Source organism: Streptomyces sp. NBC_01515, from assembly GCF_045040345.1.
Taxonomy (GTDB): domain Bacteria; phylum Actinomycetota; class Actinomycetes; order Streptomycetales; family Streptomycetaceae; genus Streptomyces.
Map to the genome: position 1 here is coordinate 105,952 of NZ_CP109416.1, position 18,348 is coordinate 124,299.

Below are 18,348 nucleotides of genomic sequence, written 5' to 3' on the forward strand. Positions count from 1 at the left end.
TGAGAACGCCCAGGTCGGGGTGTTCCTCGCCTACGCGTCGTCAAGGGGACGGGCCCTGATCGACCGTCGGCTCTACCTTCCCGAGCACACCTGGTGCCGGGATCCCGACCGCCGCTCGGGCTCCGGCGTTCCCGCGCGGGCCGAATTCGCCACCAAGCCCCGCCTGGCCCTGCAGATGATCGAAGCGGCCCTGGACGCCGGGTGCTCCTCCTCCTGGGTGACTGGCGACGAGGTCTACGGCCAGGACCCCCAGCTTCGCTCCGCCCTGGAGGCGCGCGGGATCGGCTACGTCCTGGCGGTCGCCTGCACCTCCAGGGTGCGGATCAACCAGGACCGCACGGCGGTCCAAGTCGACGCCGTGGCCGCTTCCCTGCCCCAAGACACCTGGCACCGGCAGAGCGCCGGCGCCGGAGCGAAGGGCCCGCGCTACTACGACTGGGCGTGGGTGCAGACCGGCGCCGACAGGAACCGGTACCTTCTGATCCGCCGCAACCCCGCAACCGGCGAACTCGCCTTCTACCTGTGCTGGTCACCGGGGGAGGTGGCCCTGTCCGCGCTGGTGCGCGTCGCCGGGATCAGATGGTGCATAGAAGAGTGCTTCCAAGCCGCAAAAGGCCAGGTCGGCCTGGACCACTACCAGGTCCGCCACTGGACCTCCTGGCACCGCCACATCACCCTGGCCATGTTCGCACTGGCCTTCCTCTCCGCCGTGGCGATCAGTGCGAAGCCCGACCGATGCACCACCGACCTGACTCATCCAGTCCGCAGCAGCGACCCGATCGACCTGACCATCCCGGAGATACGCCACCTCATCAGCACACTGTTCAGTCGGCCGACTCCACCTCCGCACAGCCTTCTGGCCTGGTCAATCTGGCGCAGACTCCACCAAGCACAGGCCAGACGCTGCCACTACCGACGACGCCTCACCTGCGGCTCAGCCATGTAGATCACGAAGTCGCACTGGAGTATTAGCTTGTCGTTTATGCAGCTTCGCTGTTTGTGATGGCTACCGCGAGGTCTGGTTTGCCAACACACCCGAACCATTCACCACGCCTCTCAAAAAACCAGCAACACACCAGCCCAGCCACCACCACCACACCAACAAACCCCCCTCCGAGTGTCACGTCACTTCGGGCGCGGGTCGTGGTCTCGGACATAGACGGTGACGCGCGCCCCGTTGACATGGGTTGTTCCGGACTCGTGGAAGTGGCGCCGCAGGGTGCTTGTCTTTGCTTCCTCCTGCGGGTTGGTCGACGAGTGCACACCCACGGCGCGGACCACGACTATCCGGTCGAATTCCAGCATGCGTGCGGCTATTTCCCGGGCGGGAAGTTCGACACCTGCAAGTGTGTTCGACGAAACGGGGTCCTGTGCCAGGGCGAGATCTGTCAGGAAACGGGTGTCCTCGGGGTTGGCCGCGGTCAAGATCCGTTGCTGGCCGGATAGGTAGAGCAGCCCGTCGCCGGGACGGCCTTCCTCGCGTACGGCGGCACCGATGGCAGTGACGTCATTGCTCCGGCTCTGGGGCGTCCTCAGCGAAAGGCTCGGCTGGACGAGCGCGGCCAGTACGGCAACCGCCGCGATCCACGCGTAGCGGGAAGACCGCTGCCGCCGGAGGAAGTGATCCATCCAGGCGCCCAGCAGCAAGGCAATTCCTACATTGCTGTAGACCACATACCGGTCGACGAAAAGGGGCTTGACCAGTGAGGCGATCAGCAGGAGAAGGCCGGGAAGCACAAGAATCGGCACAGCCAGCGCGGAAAGCCGCACGGGCCCCCTCACCCTCAGGGGTGCCAGGGCACACACCACGCCCAGTACCGCCACCACCAGGAAATAACCAGGCCGTACCGGTCCACTGATCCAGGACACCTGCTCCGACTGCCCCGCACTGCAGATCGCCAGCGGCAACAGCCCGGCCACCACGCCTGCGACAACCACACCCCACGCTCTCAGCACCGGTCGTGGAACACGGGAGACCGCCAGTGTGACGCCGTGAGCAACCAGGGCGAGAACCGCGAACTCATGGAGCAGACAGGCCAGCAGCATGGTGGAGCCATAGACCGCCCACCGCCACCAGGCACGACGCGAGACGCTGACCACAAGTGCATAGGTGGCCCAGGTGACCAGGGCACAGACCATGGCATACGAACGGCCTTCCTGCGCGTACTTCTGTACCTGGGGAAGGAGCGCAAACACCAGCCCCGCCAGCAGCCCGGCACGGGGTCCCGCCAGGCGTAGCGCCAGAAGCCCGACTCCGCTCGCCGCCAGGGACATTGCCAGCACGGAAGGCAGCCGCAGTGTCAGCAGCCCTCCGCCGAAGTGACCGAAGATTTCGTGCATCACGGCGTAGTAGAGGACATGGACCAGATCAATGTGCTGGGCGGTGAGCCATATCTGCGAAAGATCGCGGTGTGCGAGCTGATAGGTGACGGACTCGTCCCCCCACATGGTGTTCTGCCTGCGGATACCCCAGAGTCCCAGAGCGATGGTCAGCGCCACGGGAGCGATGACGACAGCGGCTTCGGCCGGGCTCGGTGATGGGCGACGGGCGGGTACGGGAGGGGAAACCGTCCCGGCCATGGCGGGGGCACGTTGATCAACGGACATCGGTGGCAGGGCCCTTCAGCAGTGGCGAAGAAACTCCGCCAGCGTGCCCGGACCTCGTTGACCGGATGCTGATCCAACCTGACCGGCCGATCAGGAAGGCGGGCCGGCGCTGTGCGAGGCTGCACCGCATGCGCATCCTGGTGGTCGAAGACGAGGTGGACCTTGCCCGCACCCTGCACACCGGTCTGACCGCCGAGGGCTACAGCGTCGACCTCGCCCATGACGGGCGGCAGGGGCTGTGGATGGCCCGGACCGGTGAATACGCCCTTGTCGTGCTGGACTTGATGCTGCCCGGACTCAACGGCTACAAGGTCTGCGCCCAGTTGCGCCGGGAGGGCAACGCGACCCCCATCCTGGTTCTCACCGCCAAGGACGGGGACTGGGACCAGGCAGAGGCCCTGGACACGGGGGCCGACGACTACCTGGCCAAGCCCTTCTCCTACGTGGTGCTCGTCGCACGGCTGCGGGCGCTGGTCAGACGAACGGCCACGGTCGCCCCGCCCGTCCTGGCCGTGGGTGACCTCTCGTTGGATGTCGCCGGCCGAGTCTGCCGCCGGGCCGGGGCCCGGGTGGATCTCACGCCCAGAGAGTTCGCCGTTCTGGAGTTGCTGGCCCGCCGGGCGGGCCAGGCGGTCTCCAAAGCGGATCTGCTCTATCACGCGTGGCCGGACGAAGCCCTGGATCCCAACCTGGTGGAGGCGCGGGTCAGCGCACTGCGCAAGAAGGTGGACTCCGCGTTCGGCCGACGGTCCCTGGAGACCGTACGGGGTACCGGCTACCGGCTGGTGGACGACCGTGAACGCGACTGAGCCGCGACGCCGCTGGTGGCCGCGTTCGGTACGAGCCCGCACGGCCCTGACCGTCACCTCGGCCGCCGCCGTCATCCTGCTCGGCATCGGCTGGTGGCTGCACCACGACGTCTACCGCCAGGGCACACGGATCGCCGAAGGACAGGCCGAGCAACAGGTCTGGGCTCTCGTCGATCAGCTGAACGGGGGTGTGCTTCCCGCTCAGAAAAGCATCGTGCTGCCGTACGAGGTCGTCGCGACCGGCCGGCGCACCGCTGTCGCCTACGGCGGAGGCATGGAAGCCCTCGATCCCGGCACCCGCCATGTGCTGCCCACCCCATCGGGGGCCAGGGGGCCCGGAGTCCTGACGATCTTTCCCCTCCGCATACCGGAGCGCGGCTCCCACTCCAGGGACAGATCCGGCCTGGTCGGCAGGACCTTCACGGTCATGTACGCAGATGTCAGCGCCAATGAACTCAGCAGGGACCAAGTCGCCGCTCTGGGCGTCACCTCCGACGCCCTCCTGCGGGTCTATGTGGTGGTGCTCCCGAAAACGGCCGAGGAGATCGCCAGGACCACCGACCTCCTGCTGCTGCGGGCCGGGCTCGTCAGCCTCGTACTAATCGCCGCCGCCGTCTACTTCACCGTCCGCAGGTCGCTGCGGCCGGTCGAAGCCATCCGCGTCCTCACCGCCTCGGTCACCGCGAACGACCCCCGCGAACGCGTCACGGTCCCTGCCACGGGACACGAGATCGCCGCCCTGGCCACCACCATCAACAGCACCCTCCAGCGCCTCGACGACGCCGCCGCCCAGCAACGCCGCTTCGTCGCGGACGCCGCCCACGAACTGCGCAGCCCCCTCACCACCCTGCTCGCCAGCCTGGAAGTCGCGCTCGCCTACCCGGAACGCACCGACTGGCCCGCCGCGACCACCACCGCCGCACGACAGACCCGCCGCCTCCAGGCCCTCGCCGAAGACCTGCTGCTCCTCGCCCGCCTCGACACCCGCACCCCCACAGCCAGCCCCGAAACCGTCGACCTGACAGCCCTCGCCTCCCGACTGACCGAGCAATACCCGCTCACCGAACGACCGTTGACCCTCACCTGCGACAGCACCTCCCCCGCACACGCACACGGAAACCCCGGCGAATACGAACGACTGCTGCGCAACCTCATCGACAACGCCGCCCGCCACGCCGCACACCGCATCCAGATCACCGTCCGAAACCAGGACGACTGGATCGTCCTCACCGTGCACGACGACGGACCGGGCGTGCCCGCCGAGGACGCCGAGCGCATCTTCGAACGCTTCGTCCGCCTCGACGACGCCCGCTCCCGCGACCACGGCGGCACCGGCCTGGGCCTCGCCATCGCCCGCGACCTGGCCCACCGCCACCGCGGCACCCTCACCCTCACCCCCCGGACCCTCGGGGCGTGCTTCCAGCTACGCCTTCCCCGAGCGCCCACACCGGCCGAGAAATGACGCGCTGCACCGCGGAAGCTCTTCGGAACCGGACAACCACCAGATGACCACGCCCACCACCACTGACGCAGTAACGATCATCGACTTCACCCGCCACCTGGCTGAGCCCGACTACTGTGGACCTTCACTGAGCGACTCTGTCGGGGATCCTGGTTGCACCGTGAGGCGCTGTGGTTCGAGTGGAGGTGGAAGACCATCACCTCTGGCCTTTCGCAGCAGGTCAGCGTAGCTGACGGCAGCCTGATCCGGGTGGCGCCGAGGAAGGCGGGAGCGGCCCTGACAAAGCCGGAACGTACCAGCACTGCCAGATGGTGCGGGTCCGGCGAGCGAGACGAAGAGGAGTACGCAAGGAACCAGCGTTACTACGTCCTTCAACCCCGACACCGGCTCGAACCTGGCGGATCTGGGCCGGGCGCGGTGCGTCTCGTCGTCTGAGGTTCCCTCGTCATGCGGGAGCCGATGATCAGCTGGTCAGCAGGGGGTGACGGGTGTTCAGATTCGTTGGTTCGGCCGTCGCCTGCTCGGCGTAGTACTTCTCCTCGAACTCGATCGGGCTGAGGAAGCCGAGCCGTTCCTGGGTGCGGCGGGAGTTGTAGAAGCCGTCGATGTACTCGAAGAGCACGAGATTCACTTCGGCCCTCGTGGTGAAGGTGCGGCCGCGGAGGCCCTCGGTTTTGATGAGCATCCAGAGGTTCTCCGCGAGGGCGTTGACGCTCCTATAGCTGTCAACTCGTTGCGGGGATCGTCTGGGTAGCAGGTCGAAGTAGGTGGTAGACCTCGCGAATAACGTAGCGCTTGAGGCAGCGGATGATCTCGCGTTTGGTCTTCCCCTCGGCGGTGCGGCGCGCGACGTAGTCGATCGTGGGCTGATGGAATCGCATGCGGACGATGACGGTGCGATAGATCGCGGCGTTGAGCTGCCGGTGGCCGCCGTGGTTGATGCCCCCTGACCGCCACGGCCGGGTCTGCCTCAGCTACTTCACCCACAAGGCCACGAATCGCTTGCACACATCACGGTCCATCTCCAGCTCGCGGATGCGCTTGTCCTTCTCCCGGGCCTCGGCCCGCAGCCGCTCCAGCCCGGCCCGCTCGCCCTCCCGCAACCGGCCACCCGAGCCTGCTCCCGCGGATGCCTGGACGGGCGTGTCCGACGACGGCGAACCGTTGCGCTCGGCCCGCGACACCCAGCTGTGCAGCGTCCCCGGATGCACACCGAGTCCCTCGGCCACTTCCGGGATCGGCTTCCCGGTCCCGGTCACGATCCGTACCGCTGCCTCGCGGAACTCCGCGTCGCAGATGCTTTTCCTGGATACCACGACCCTCAACCATCCCACCGGTAACGGTCTCCACGCTACGAGAGGAGGCTCATGATGTCTCCGCAAGGTTGTTGGTGGCCCGGCCCGGGAAGGGGCGGGCTGGACGCTGGGGTGCATGGCCGCGGTGATGAGGAGAAAGGCGGCGGTGGCCAGGAGGATGTCGCCGATGCTGATCACGGCGAGCAGTGCCGGGACGGAGATGGTGCGGAACCCGGCGGCGGCTGCGGTCGACATCCGGTAGGGCATACGGCCGTTGGCGAGCTACGAGACCCGGGAACTGGGAGCGAACAGTGAGTCTTCTTGTCAGACCCAACGGATAGCGTTACCGCTGAGGGCACGCTTCCGGGCTGGACAGCCCGTTGCACCGCCGAGCACGATCACCGAAAGAGAAATCCATTGAAGAGCCTGCCGCAGACTGACGACACCCTGCTGATCCGTACCGACTTTTCCGACCAGACAGCTTGGCAAGCCCTCCACACGGCAATCACCACACCGAACGAGGACGACTTCATTGCAAATGTTCACATAGTGGATGAGGCTGCATACCGCGACCTGACGCCCGAACAGGTCATCTCGCTGGCCCCCGCCCGGGGCTTCTTGTTGATCGTGGCCGACAAGACCGCTCTCACCACGCCGGAGATGCCCCTGCTCGCTGTCCTGCCCCACGAGGAGGGCGACGACGAATTGGAGCAGGAGCACGGAAAACTGCGAGTCATAGCCGAAGAACTGTGGTCGATCGAGAACAACATCTCCCTCGCCAACATGGACTGGGAGGAATTCGTCGACGCCGCGGATGACGACGGCGTTTTCCGGGGCTTCTGATATGAGACCGTGTTTGAGATCTGTCGTTTCCTGGTGCGGCTGCGGTCGTTGGGCCGTCTGTGGGGCACGATCGGGGTGGGTATCCGTCTGATCTGAAGGACGGGCAGTGGGCGCTGGTGGAGCCGTTGCTCCCGCCAGCCAGAGTGGGTCCGAAGGGCGGCCGGCGGGAGAAGCATCCGCGACGCCGGATCGTGGACGCGATCTTGTATGTCGTACGAACTGGATGTTCTTGGCGTCAGTTGCCCAACGACTTCGCGCCCTGGCCCACTGTGTACTGGTACTTCACCTGGTGGCACGACGACGGCACGGGAGAGCGGATCCACGACGCCCTGCGCGACCAGGTCCGCGAGGCCGATGGCCGCAACCCTGAGCCGAGTGCAGGGCTGATCGACTCACAGTCGGTCCGCACCGCCGATACCGTGCCGGCCGCCACGAGAGGCTTTGACGCGGGCAAGAAGGTCAAGGGCCGCAAGCGGTTCATCGTCACCGATACCCTCGGTCTACTCTTGGCCGTCCATGTCGTCGCGGCGAATGTTCAGGACCGCGATGGGGGCAGGCGCCCGTTGCTGTGGACTCGCCTTGACCATCCGAGCATCCGGAAGATCTGGGCGGACCAGGGCTTCGCCGGCCGCCTGGTCGACTGGGCCGCGCACATCCTGGGCCGCGAGGTGGAGGTCGTTCGCAAGGATCCCGATCAGCGAGGGTTCCAGGTACAACCGAAGCGGTGGGCGGTGGAACGCACTTTTTCCTGGCTCACCGCCCACCGGCGCCTGGCCCGCGACTACGAAGCCAGCCCGGCCCACTCGGAGACCATGATTCGTTGGGCAATGATCGGCATCATGGTGCGCCGGCTCACGCGCACAGGTCCTGCCGCGCGGCCGGGTCGCCGACCGCTCACCAGGGTCTCGGCAGCGGGACAGACGCCTGGCGCGTAGGCAACCGGCTCAGTCCACATCGTCACCGAGAAGCACAGCCTGCAAGGCAAGCAGGTCCGCGTCATCGAGCTGTGGAACCGTCCAGCTGTTGGCTTCTGCGTGCGCGATGAACTGTGGTTCGAGTGTCACGTGGTAATGCTCGACGTAGTGGGCCAGGTCCGAGTACCAAAGCCAGTGCCCGTCGGTCAGCAGGTGCAGCCCTCCGATCACAGCCTTGTCAGGGCTGAGAACATCACGCGCCAGGGTGGTCGTCGCAGCGAGCAGGGCACCGGATCGCAGGTATTCGACCAGCTCATGAGCGTTCACTGACGCATCGGTCTTGATCGCGGACCACAGCGACGGCCCGTCTGGGCTGCCCTGTTCAAGTTCTCTGAAGTCGCCGACGAAGGGGACCCGCGCATCGCTCACCCGCAGAGGTTAGAACTCCCCTCCACCCACGATCGACGTAGATCTCAAACACGGTCTGAGGCGACAGGCGTTAGCGACGGATCTCCAACCCAACGTGCACATCTACTGAGGGTTTTCAGAGTGGCCCCCGGACGGGTGACGGCGGGACCGTAAGCAACGGACAGGGTCCCCGTGCCGTTGAGAGAGTCGCCAACGTCGCCGCGCGCCTGGCCAAGTGGGGACTGCGCGGACCGGACGAACTTGACGACGTGGTGCTGCTGCTCGTCTCCAGCGTGGTCGGGGACGGCTGCCGGCACATCAGCGTCCATCTCGCCGAACAGGACCACCAGGCGCTGGTCCTCGCGCTCAGCCACCAGGCCGAGCCCGGCGACCTCCATGACGTGGTCCTGCCGCGCCTGCACGAACTCGGAGCCGCCAGCTGCGGAACCGAACTCACACCGGAAGGGCGCCAGATCTGGGCTGTCCTCGACTGCGCTGCTTCACGCCCCACAAGCGCGGCAGGTCAGACACCCCATGTCGTTGGGGTGTCAAGCAGGGTGGGGGTAGGCGTGGTGTGACCACGCGGTTGCCTCGTCGTAGGGGGTGCGGGTTTTGAGGCAGCCGTGGAGGATGCCGACGAGCCGGTTGCCGAGCTGGCGGAGGGCGGGGTTGTAGCCGAGCTCGCGGGCCCGTTGCTTGTCGTAGTAGCGGCGTGCGCCGGGCGAGGCGCGCAGGGCGCTGAAGGCCTGGCTCTGGAGAGCGTCGGCGAGGCGGTTGTTGCGGACGTAGCGGGCCTTGACGGTGTGGCTCTTGCCGGAGGCCCGGGTGACGGGGCTGGTGCCGGCGTAGTTCTTCCGGGCCTTCGCGCTGGCGTATCGGTCGGGGTCGTCTCCGAACTCGGCGAGCACCCGGGCGCCGGTGATCTCCGCGATGCCGGGCATCGAGAGGTAGATCTCAGCGTCCGGGTGCTTCAGAAAATGGGCCTTCACCTGTTCTTCCAGCTCGGCGATCTGTTCATTGAGCGCGATGATCAGCCGGGCGTGGGCGGTGGCGGTGGCCGCGTAGGCGGCGGTGACCTGATCGGGCAGAGCGAGCTGCCGCTCGCGCAGGGCGGCTTGGACGGTGGCCGCTTTCGTGTCGCGGTTGCGGCGTCGGTGGCGGGCCAGGACGGTGGTGATCTGGGTGCGGGTCAGTTTTGCCGCGGTGGCCGGGGCAGGGGCTTTGATCAGTAGTTCGAGGGCGTCAGCGCTGGTCAGGGTGAGGTCGGCGTAGGCCGTCAAAGCGCCGGGGAAGTACTCGCGGAGCGTGCTGCGAAGGCGTTGGAAGGTGCGGGTGCGTTCCCGCATCAGGGTCTGGTGGGCGCAAGCGACGACCTTGACTGCCTGGGCGGCGTCGCTGTCCCCGGCCACGGGCCGCAGTTGGTCGCGATCGATGCGGACCATGTCGGCCAGCGCGTGTGCGTCGCCCTTGTCGCTCTTTGCTCCCGAGGAGGCGTATCGCTCCTTGAACCGGGCGACCTGGCGGGGGTTGATCGCGTAGACCTGGTAGCCGGAGGCGATCAGGGCCTGCACCCACGAGCCGCGGTCGGTCTCGATGCCGACGACCACCTTGCCCGGATCGGGGCTCTCGCCGCCGTGGCGGGCGACGAGTTCGTGGAGTTTCGCCATGCCCGCCACTCCTTCGGGCAGGTTCGCGGCGGCCAGTTTGCGGCCGGTCTCGTCCTGGATCTCGACATCGTGGTGATCTTCGGCCCAGTCGTCACCGATGAGCAGCAACAAACCCTCCCAAATACGTTCCCCGTACAACAGCGCAGCCTGCGGAAGGCGGGGCACAGGGCCTAATGGATCCAGTGCTCACGCCCCGCGAGGGCGGGCACGCCACCCCATCAGCGGTCTGGCCTCCCAACGACCAGACGGGGCACGGTCTGACCTCAGAAATCAGTGCTTCCGGCGGTGAAAGTGCTCACCTGCTGGCGGCTGCGGAATCGAGCATTCCCCGACTCCGTAGCTCCCATTAGGCGGCGAAGCCGATGTTGGTGAGGTACTCATACTGGCCCCACTGGGTGCCAAGATCGGCAACCTGGTCGACCCACGCGTCGTCCAGCTCCTGGTCGTCGTCGGCTGCCCATGCGGCGACGATCCGGTCCCAGTGCCGCACGTTCATCGTCCGGAACTCCACCGGCCGCTGGTGGACCCCGCCCGGGACGCGGTAGCGCAGAGGGCGGCACATGTCCTGGACCGGTGTGTCATCGGACCTGTGGATGTCCCGAGCACATGCGGCCCTTCATGGAGGACCTGGTGGCGGCGCTCCTGAGGGTGGGGCTGCCCCTCCGTGACCCGAAGTCCGATGACGCCGGCGAGGCGGCGACCGGCGTCATGCTCGCGCTGGGCCCCGGGCCGACGGGCGCCGCCGTGCGGGTCATCTGGCGCCAGCACCACTCCGTCGACGTGCTGAGCCAGGTGTAGCGCACGCAGCAGGACGCCATGCACACCGCGCTCCGCACGATCCTCACCGCGCAGGGCTACTGGATGAGCGACGACACCGGTGACGCACCGGTCGTCTTCGGCCCTCACCGTCCCCGTCCTGAGTTAGGAGGAGCCCCGAACGGGCGCGGATCAGCAATACGACCTGCGAGGCTTCATCCCTGCCTCGTTGCTGCCCGGATTCGCGCGATGGTTGAGATCGGGAAATGGACCGGAGAGCACAACAGAATGCCTCAAGCGGGAGCTGCGCGAGGAGCTGTCGGAGGTCGGCCACCGCGCGGTTCAATGGCGGCCATGATGCGCAGAACGTCATCCGCCGCCGTCGCCGTTGCCGTCGCTGTCGTGTTCGCCGCTCTCACGTCGTGTTCTTCGGATTCTTCGGACCCGTCCCCCGCCAAGGGTCGGCCCAGCGGGTCCGGATCCGGGACACCGACACTGGACCCCAGACTGACTCCCACGGAGACGGCCACGCCGTCGCCCTCGCCGACCGGGCCGTGCGCTGACGGGACTTGTGAGATCAAGGTCGCCGTGGGAGACGTCGTGACAGTGCCGGAAAAGTACGGCCTCGGGCCGATCAAGGTGACTGCGATCACTGGCGGCGAGGTCGAGATGGTCGCGCCGCTGACGGGGTCGGGCTTCAGCGTTTCGGGCTGTTCCGGTGGCGGCGGCGTGTCCTCGGAGGGCAGCGGCGGCGTCAGGCTCAACTGCGGAGAGGGACCCGCCGCGACCATCAACAATGCCATGAGCCTGAAGGTCGTCGAGATCCTCGACACCGCCGCCGTCCTCCGTATCGGACCCGTTGGGTGACGCACGGCACCGACTCCCTGTACCGCCTGTCTCTGCTGCGGGAGGAGGCCGGGGACCGGGAAGGCGCCGAGGCCCTAGCCCGGCAAGGCGCCGAGGCCCTAGCCCGGCAAGGCGCCGACCACGGCAACGCCGACGCCTTGTACTACCTGTTGGCCATGCCGCAGGAAAAAGTGCTCAGCAGGCTATGGCCGTACGGCCTGGACCCGGACGGTACACCGACCCCTGCATGGCAACCGTCAGTGTCCGCTCCGCTCAACCGAGACGTACCGCCGGGCAGAGTGTAGCCATGCCGACGTTTGCCGCTGGTGACGATCCTGCTGGCTCATTGCGTGCCCGGCGGCGCGCGCCCCTCGACGGCATCCGCGTTACCCTCTCTGTCAATCCCAAGGACGACAGCCACAACAAGACCATCACCGTGGCCGAAGACCTCGCCCGGCTCAGCGCCAACCCCGCCCACCTGACCAAGGCCTGCGCCCTGCTCACCACGACGGTGGAAGCGCCCGCCGTCGTCTCCACACCGCCCGATGCCCGCCTCGCCCGCATCACCGCGGACACCGACCTCGACACCCCGACCCGCCTCCTGGAGCGCAACTACCAGCACCACCGGGTCGCCGCGCTGCACCCGCTCGAACTCGCCTGGATCTACCACCAGGACAACGTCCCCGACTGGCTGCGCACAGCCGCAGCGTCCCTCGCCCCAGCCGACGAAACCCAGGCCGTGCTCCGGCTGCTCACCGACGACGAACTCGATCAGCAGCCCGACCCGGCCGCCGTACTGCAGTCCTGGCTGGACGCCCCGGAGAGGGAGGGCGTGTGGACGGACCGGGAGGTGTACCGGGCCGTCCTCAACTCACGTCACCACACTGTCGATCACCTGCGCCAGCTGCCCGCCGACGAAGTCCTCGCCCGCAGCGAACCCCACGTCGCCCTGCCCCACCTGCTCACCCACTGCGCCACCCGGCCGGCACGCTGGAACACCATGCTCAAGGTCCTCGACCATGGCCCCACCGACAAGAAGATCACATTCGGGGAGCTCCTCGACAGCGTCCAGAGTGCCGCCCACGCCCAACCACTCACGGCTTGACGGAGCATCAACGCCACCGAACGCGACGCGCTCGCCCAGCAGCTCGCCGACTGCTCGACCTGCCGATCACCGTCACCCTCACCCGGTGAAACAGATCCGGCCCGTCGCTACAGGGGGAAGCGGCGGGCCGGATGGCTGCCAAGGTCTCATACCGTCGCCAGGGCGCGCCGCCTCCGGCGGTAAGTTGCGCGTGCACCAGGGCGAGTGGTGGCTCGATCGCCTGGCGCGGTGTCTCAGCCGAGTCCGAGGCGGCTGAGGGCTGTGGTCCAATCGGTGACGATGGCCTTCTGCGCGGCGGCGAGGGCGACCTGGCCCTTACAGACCGCGGTGTGCAGCTTCGTCTCCACCGGGTCCTTCGGGTTGTTGACCCCTGATCCCTTCTTATGGCCGGGGTCGGCAGGCTCTACCCACAGGTTGCGGTAGTCGTTCGGGTCCCCGCCCAGCTGCAGGCTGATCAGATGACATCCGGGGTTGCTGATGAGTGCCGCTAGTGTCGCTGACGGGCGGCAAAGTACCGGCTTTGGGCCCGATGGGTGGCACTATCTGGGGTTGTTCGCTCATGACGGTGACGCTGCTGACGATCGGCTCTGCCCGATTGCGGACGGGTGCAGCTCCTTTGGAGGGACGGGCCGGGCTGGGACGTCGGTGTCTGGCGCATCGCCCGTGCCCTATGCGGCTGCCCCTCGTCGGAGTGCCGCGGGTAGGCGTGCCGGCCAGGCCGAAGATCGGCCGAGCGGTCCTCGGTGATCAGCGGCGGGACAACCGGAACCGCCGGAAGGATCACACCTCACATGTGAACTCGCGGCTCGGTGCCGGTGAGAGTGGCGGTTGCCTGCCAGAGCCTCTTGGCGACGGCCGGGTCCAGGCCGGCCCGGCTGGGCTTGCGGATCAGTGGGTAGCCCGTGAAGCTGAACAACCCGTCCGGACCGACGTAGGCGTTGCCGGGGACGTCTTGTGTGGCTGCGTACATGAGCGGCAGAGCTCCGTGTTCGACGTCCTGGACCAGGAACGGGAGCCGGTTGACGAATCCCAGCGGCGAGTGCGTGACCAGTCCGGTCCGCGCGACGCCAGGGTGAGCGATGACCGAGCGGACATGGCTGCCCGAGGCGGTCAAGCGGCGCTGCAATTCCAGCGAGAACAGCACAACGGCGAGCTTGGACGACTCGTAGACGGCCAGCCCGTTGTACTTGCGGGTGCGCCAGTCGAGGTCGTCGAGGTCCAGCCTGCCGAATCGGTGCAATTGGCTGGAGACCGTCACCACGCGGTCGGTCAGCCGGGGCAGCAGCAGGTTGGTGAGCACGAACGGCCCGAAATAGTTCGTCGCGGTCTGTACGTCCAGGCCCTGCGCGGTGCGCGCCGCCGGGATGTCCATCACCCCTGCGTTGTTGATCAGAACATCGATGTCGCCGGTGTACGACGTCGCGAACGCACGTACCGAGTCCAGGTCGGCGACATCGAGTCGCCGGACATCGAAATCTCCCCGCATACCGGCCACCGCCTGACGTGCCTTGTCGACGTTGCGCACGGCCAGCACCACGCGGGCGCCGACCCGTGCGAGTTCGCGAGCGGTCACCAGCCCGATCCCCCCGCCGGCACCGGTGATCACCACCGTCGCGCCGGCCATGCTCGGCAGCCGGTCCGCGGTCCATTTGGCCATGGTGAAATCCTCCAGAGGCTCTTTTACCTGATTCCTGACGTCGTCCAGTGAAGAGGGCCCGTGCCGACGGATGAAGGACCTGCTCAACCACTGAATGGCAGGGCGTGGCTACCGGTGTTGACCTGCCGGACAATGAGGCGGCCAGGTATGCGACATCCGAGTTGGGGAGCCCGATGATGGACACGGCGGTGGATGGCGAGGGTCTGGCCGATTTCCTGCGCGGACGCCGGGAGTCCCTGCAACCCGAGGACGTCGGGTTGCGCCGCGGCGCACGACGGCGGGCGACCGGGCTGCGCCGGGAGGAGGTCGCCGAGCTGTGCGACATGTCGGCCGACTATCTGGCCCGGCTGGAACGCGGTAGTGGTTCCCAGCCGTCGCAGCAGATGGCAGCGGCCATCGCCCGGGGCCTGCGCCTGACCCCCGACGAACGTGACCACCTGTTCCTGCTGTGCGGGCACCGCCTCCAGACACGGCGACTACGCGAAGCGCACATCAGTCCCGGGCTGCTGCGCGTCATGGACCGGCTTCAGGACACACCGGCGCAGATCGTGGGCACGGTCGGTGAAACGCTGCAGCAGACGCCGCCCGCCGTGGCGCTGCTCGGCGACGAGACGCGTCACACCGGCCCGGCGCGCAGCGCCCTCTACCGGTGGTTCACCGACCCCACCGCCCGCCATCGGTACCTGCCCGACGACCACCACCTGCACAGCCGCGTCTACGTCGCCGTCCTGCGCGCCAGTGCCACCGCGCAGGGGCCCGGGTCGCCGGCCGCCTCGCTCGTGGCCGACCTGCAACACAACGAGGAATTCGCCGAGCTGTGGAACCGCCACGAAGTGGGACTGCGGTGGAGCAACGCCAAACGCTTCGTCCATCCCGAGGTCGGACGCATCGACCTGTACTGCCAGACACTGCTCGACCCCGACCAGGGGCAGTCCCTGCTCATCTTCACCGCCACACCTGGCACGGAGAGCCACGACAAGCTTGCCCTGCTGACCGTGCTCGGCGCGGACACATTCGCAGGCTCCTGCCACACGTGCGGCATTCTCGGAGCCGAGCGCCTGTGGGTGTAGCTCCTCTCAAGGTACGACCTCACCGGCACCGAGCCGCGAGTTCACATGTGAGGTGTGATCCTTCCGGCGGTTCCGGTTGTCCCGCCGCTGATCACCGAGGACCGCTCGGCCGATCTTCGGCCTGGCCGGCACGCCTACCCGCGGCACTCCGACGAGGGGCAGCCGCATAGGGCACGGGCGATGCGCCAGACACCGACGTCCCAGCCCGGCCCGTCCCTCCAAAGGAGCTACACCCATTACGGACAGGCTCATACGGTTGCGAGCATGGCAGTTCCGCAGCGGGTCACGTTCGGTGATGAGGTCACCTATGTCGTTCTCGACCGGCAGTGGCGGGTTGTGGAGCCGGCCGAGGAGTACCTGGAGCACCTGCGGCAGGAGCAGTACTCGCCGCACACCGTCCGCTCCTATGCGCACGGCCTGGCGTTGTGGTGGTCGTTGCTCGAGGACCGGGGCCTGGACTGGGAGCGTGTCAGTGTGGAGGATCTCGCCGGGTTCGCGCGGCGGCTACGCAACCGCGGTACCGATCCGGCAGTGCCCAGGCTCAGGCCGGTCGCACCGGTGCCAGCCAGCACGGTCGACGCGGCGCTGACCGCGGTGATGAGCTTCTACCGATATCAGACGGTGGTCGCCGACGTGCCGGCCGCACGCACGTTCTACGTGCACGTCAAAGGCGGCACGATGCAATCGCGCGGCCGGTATGCCTCCTTCCTGGGGCATGTCGGCGGCGAGTAGGAACGACGGGTGATCGGCCGGCGCCGCGATCCGCGTCTTCCGCCGCCGTTCCTGACGCCACGGCAGATGGTCGTGATCAAGGATGCTACCGCCGTGTTCGACCAGGGCCACGGCGGCTGGGTGGGGGACTTGCGGCTGCGGCCCCGGCAGCTGGCCGACTGCCCCGACGGGCCGACTCACTGTCACCCTCGCCCACTGGACGGACGGCCGGGTCCGCCGCTACGGGGGAAAGCGGCGGACCCGGCCGGTACCCACCGTCGCATATCCGCCCGCACGTCCGCAGGAGTTCATCGTGTCCCGGACGACGAGTCAGTGACCGCGCCGCTGGTGCTCGGCTGGCCCCGGACGCTCGCCGTCGCCCCGCTGGCGAAGGCGGATACGACGGTGATGGGTATGCCGCTGGTCCGGGCCCTCCCCCATCGGCGAGAGCGAGCGGTGGAGGCCAGATGCTGCCGGCCCGCACTGCCTGCATCTGTAAGACCTGCCCCGCCAGGCGCCGGGCCGGCCGACGGGCGCCGGACAACGAACGGGGGCTGTCCCGCACCGTGTGCGGGACAGCCCCCGTGATCGAGCGCCGGGCAGGCCTTGCACCTGCATTTCCCCGCAGGAAGCGGGGCGTCGTTCCTTGGACCACCAACGCAGCACCAGCCGACCGGAGTGACGGCGACTAGCTCAAGATCCACTATAGCCGGTGGAAGGTCGGCAAGGAACCGGCGCCGGAAGCAGCCGGGGCTGCGAATCCGGTCCCGAATCCGGAGGGGCCCTGCGAGAACGCCTGGGCGGCCCGGACGCGGAAGTGATCAGAGCCGAAGGCCTCGACACACTGGCCCGCCTCCGCGACCGGATGTTCCGCCTCACCGCCGGACACGAATCCATGATCTTCACCCTCAGCGACCACCAGATCGACCTCGGCCCCTGCACCGAGACCTACACCATGGACAAGATCCGCTCGACCTTCGTCAGCTCTCCCGGCGCCGTCGAACTGTTACCTGCCACCGGAACAGGCCGGTACCCGGTGGTACCAGTTGAGCGGGATGACGGAAGAACCGAACCCCGCAGCCTCAGTCCCACAGCGGATGGCCTACCCTCCCACTCCAAGACCACAGGGGGGGCGTGATGCGGTTGAATCGCGGAAGTAGACGGCTGACGGCAGCCATATTGACAGGCGTGCTCGGTGCGGCATTGGTGAGCTGCGGGTCTCGGCACCCGGCCGCCGCGGCCGGCGGCGGGCAACAAACCGCGGCCAAGGCCGACTATCCCCGGTTGGGCGACGTGCCCGAGCAGGTGGAATCGGACGGTACAAGCATTCTGGTGGGCGACCCCCAGGCGCGGGTGACTGTGCACCTCTACGAAGACCCGCGCTGCCCGTACTGCAGGGAATTCGAGACCACGGGCGGCGGCCCGGTCCTGACCAAATGGGTCCTGCGGCACAAGGTCAAGGTCGAGTACACGATGGCGTCATTCCTGGACCCGCGGCTGGGCGGAAACGGGTCGAAGAAGGCGGTCAACGCCCTGCGCGCGGCGCTGGCGAGGGGAAAGTTTGCCGAGTACCACACCGTCCTCTACCAGAACCAGCCCTCCGAGGAGGTGGACGGCTTCACCACCGCGCGCCTGCTGCAACTGGCCAGCAAGGTGAAAGGGCTGCGGAACCCGTCCTTCGACACCGCCGTGAAGTCCATGAAGTACCAGGCCTTCGTGGACTCCGCCGAGAAGGTGTTCGCCGCCGCTGGGCACTACAACGGGCACGCTGGGCCCGGCACACCTACCGCCGAAGTCAACGGGTACCGGATCCCCGTCAAATACAGCGGGCTCCTCTACAAGGCCGACCTCTTCGACCAGTACCTGGCAAAGGTGATCAGCGCAGCGACGTGAGGGGCAGGCGGTCTGCCGGAGGCTTCCGCGGCCCGACCGGCCCCCAGCCGGCTGGGCGCTTTCCGCCACTGCCATGAGGGAGCTGTCTTGAGCAGCGGTGCTGACGCCCCACGTCATTCCCCCCGAAGTGGAGCTCCGTCGAGGCGTCGGACGCGCAACTTTGGCCGAGGCCTGTGACTTCCTCAAAGATCTTTCGGTCCGTTTCGAGCAGGACACGGCCTCGGAGGACGCCGAGTTCATCGGTCGGCTGGTCCATCTCCGTCGACGTCAGGATCAGGGACTTTTATGAGTCCACGCGGCTCAGC

18 protein-coding genes and 3 pseudogenes are annotated in these 18,348 nt (G+C 67.5%); 13 read left to right on the forward strand and 8 right to left on the reverse strand.

Annotated features, from left to right (window positions below; translation table 11 throughout):
* Positions 1 to 19 precede the first annotated feature (19 nt).
* Entirely contained in the window at positions 20 to 946 is a 927-nt protein-coding gene (locus OG407_RS00420) for an IS701 family transposase (protein ID WP_405868219.1), read from the forward strand.
* A gap of 179 nt (positions 947 to 1,125) precedes the next feature.
* On the opposite strand, the gene OG407_RS00425 is transcribed toward OG407_RS00420, so the two are convergent.
* A complete protein-coding gene (locus tag OG407_RS00425) occupies positions 1,126 to 2,607 on the reverse strand; it encodes a hypothetical protein (RefSeq protein WP_405853880.1) in 1,482 nt (493 codons plus the stop codon).
* A 128-nt stretch (positions 2,608 to 2,735) separates the two neighbouring features.
* On the opposite strand from OG407_RS00425, the gene OG407_RS00430 reads away from it, so the two are divergent.
* The gene (locus OG407_RS00430) at positions 2,736 to 3,416 is read left to right on the forward strand and encodes a response regulator transcription factor (protein WP_405853882.1); all 681 of its coding nucleotides are present in this window, start codon (positions 2,736 to 2,738) and stop codon (positions 3,414 to 3,416) included.
* Positions 3,403 to 4,878, forward strand: coding sequence for a sensor histidine kinase (locus OG407_RS00435; protein ID WP_405853884.1), 1,476 nt, complete (start codon positions 3,403 to 3,405; stop codon positions 4,876 to 4,878). The genes OG407_RS00430 and OG407_RS00435 overlap by 14 nt, the downstream gene beginning before the upstream one ends.
* 463 nt (positions 4,879 to 5,341) lie before the next feature.
* Here OG407_RS00435 and OG407_RS00440 read toward each other — a convergent pair whose 3' ends face one another.
* Together OG407_RS00440 and OG407_RS00445 are read right to left on the reverse strand one after the other, a co-directional pair.
* Entirely contained in the window at positions 5,342 to 5,563 is a 222-nt protein-coding gene (locus OG407_RS00440) for an IS3 family transposase (protein ID WP_405853886.1), read from the reverse strand.
* Between the two features lie 289 nt (positions 5,564 to 5,852).
* A complete protein-coding gene (locus OG407_RS00445) occupies positions 5,853 to 6,194 on the reverse strand; it encodes a transposase (RefSeq protein WP_405853888.1) in 342 nt (113 codons plus the stop codon).
* Positions 6,195 to 6,590: 396 nt separating this feature from the next.
* Between OG407_RS00445 and OG407_RS00450 the strand changes: the two genes are divergently transcribed.
* Both OG407_RS00450 and OG407_RS00455 read left to right on the forward strand, forming a co-directional pair.
* Positions 6,591 to 7,016, forward strand: a complete 426-nt coding sequence (locus OG407_RS00450) for a DUF6924 domain-containing protein (RefSeq protein ID WP_405853889.1) — start codon at positions 6,591 to 6,593, stop codon at positions 7,014 to 7,016.
* Positions 7,017 to 7,036: 20 nt separating this feature from the next.
* Positions 7,037 to 7,951, forward strand: a complete 915-nt coding sequence (locus OG407_RS00455; RefSeq protein ID WP_405868221.1) for an IS5 family transposase — start codon at positions 7,037 to 7,039, stop codon at positions 7,949 to 7,951.
* A 9-nt stretch (positions 7,952 to 7,960) separates the two neighbouring features.
* Here the strand turns inward: OG407_RS00455 and OG407_RS00460 are convergent, their stop codons facing one another.
* Entirely contained in the window at positions 7,961 to 8,359 is a 399-nt protein-coding gene (locus OG407_RS00460; protein WP_405853890.1) for a hypothetical protein, read from the reverse strand.
* Between the two features lie 248 nt (positions 8,360 to 8,607).
* Here OG407_RS00460 and OG407_RS00465 point away from each other — a divergent pair, with 248 nt between their 5' ends.
* A complete protein-coding gene (locus OG407_RS00465) occupies positions 8,608 to 8,916 on the forward strand; it encodes a hypothetical protein (protein ID WP_405853892.1) in 309 nt (102 codons plus the stop codon).
* On the opposite strand, the gene OG407_RS00470 is transcribed toward OG407_RS00465, so the two are convergent.
* Together OG407_RS00470 and OG407_RS00475 are read right to left on the reverse strand one after the other, a co-directional pair.
* On the reverse strand, positions 8,887 to 10,113 hold the full coding sequence (locus OG407_RS00470) for an IS110 family transposase (RefSeq protein ID WP_405853894.1): 1,227 nt from the start codon (positions 10,111 to 10,113) through the stop codon (positions 8,887 to 8,889). The two genes, OG407_RS00465 and OG407_RS00470, sit on opposite strands and share 30 nt — an antisense overlap.
* 238 nt (positions 10,114 to 10,351) lie before the next feature.
* Positions 10,352 to 10,525, reverse strand: a pseudogene (locus tag OG407_RS00475) (transcriptional regulator); the annotation flags it as partial.
* 86 nt (positions 10,526 to 10,611) lie between these two features.
* Between OG407_RS00475 and OG407_RS00480 the strand changes: the two are divergent.
* The 4 genes and pseudogenes from OG407_RS00480 to OG407_RS00495 all read left to right on the forward strand — a co-directional run bounded on the left by OG407_RS00480 (position 10,612) and on the right by OG407_RS00495 (position 12,712).
* Entirely contained in the window at positions 10,612 to 10,803 is a 192-nt protein-coding gene (locus OG407_RS00480; protein WP_405853896.1) for a hypothetical protein, read from the forward strand.
* A gap of 157 nt (positions 10,804 to 10,960) precedes the next feature.
* Positions 10,961 to 11,119: pseudogene (locus OG407_RS00485) on the forward strand (hypothetical protein); the annotation flags it as partial.
* Between the two features lie 230 nt (positions 11,120 to 11,349).
* Complete coding sequence (locus OG407_RS00490) at positions 11,350 to 11,628, forward strand: hypothetical protein (protein ID WP_405853898.1); 279 nt, start codon at positions 11,350 to 11,352, stop codon at positions 11,626 to 11,628.
* Between the two features lie 286 nt (positions 11,629 to 11,914).
* Positions 11,915 to 12,712 carry a hypothetical protein gene (locus OG407_RS00495; RefSeq protein ID WP_405853900.1) on the forward strand — a complete coding sequence of 266 codons (798 nt, stop codon included), beginning with the start codon at positions 11,915 to 11,917 and terminating at the stop codon, positions 12,710 to 12,712.
* A gap of 233 nt (positions 12,713 to 12,945) precedes the next feature.
* On the opposite strand, the pseudogene OG407_RS00500 reads toward OG407_RS00495, so the two are convergent.
* Positions 12,946 to 13,173: pseudogene (locus OG407_RS00500) on the reverse strand (hypothetical protein); the annotation flags it as partial.
* 326 nt (positions 13,174 to 13,499) lie between these two features.
* Positions 13,500 to 14,456, reverse strand: a complete 957-nt coding sequence (locus OG407_RS00505; RefSeq protein ID WP_405853902.1) for an SDR family NAD(P)-dependent oxidoreductase — start codon at positions 14,454 to 14,456, stop codon at positions 13,500 to 13,502.
* Between the two features lie 86 nt (positions 14,457 to 14,542).
* Between OG407_RS00505 and OG407_RS00510 the strand changes: the two genes are divergently transcribed.
* From OG407_RS00510 to OG407_RS00520, 3 genes are all read left to right on the forward strand, one after another.
* Complete coding sequence (locus tag OG407_RS00510; RefSeq protein WP_405853904.1) at positions 14,543 to 15,439, forward strand: helix-turn-helix transcriptional regulator; 897 nt, start codon at positions 14,543 to 14,545, stop codon at positions 15,437 to 15,439.
* A gap of 264 nt (positions 15,440 to 15,703) precedes the next feature.
* On the forward strand, positions 15,704 to 16,171 hold the full coding sequence (locus OG407_RS00515) for a site-specific integrase (RefSeq protein ID WP_405853905.1): 468 nt from the start codon (positions 15,704 to 15,706) through the stop codon (positions 16,169 to 16,171).
* A 1,167-nt stretch (positions 16,172 to 17,338) separates the two neighbouring features.
* The gene (locus OG407_RS00520) at positions 17,339 to 18,043 is read left to right on the forward strand and encodes a DsbA family protein (RefSeq protein ID WP_405853907.1); all 705 of its coding nucleotides are present in this window, start codon (positions 17,339 to 17,341) and stop codon (positions 18,041 to 18,043) included.
* Positions 18,044 to 18,348: the final 305 nt, after the last annotated feature.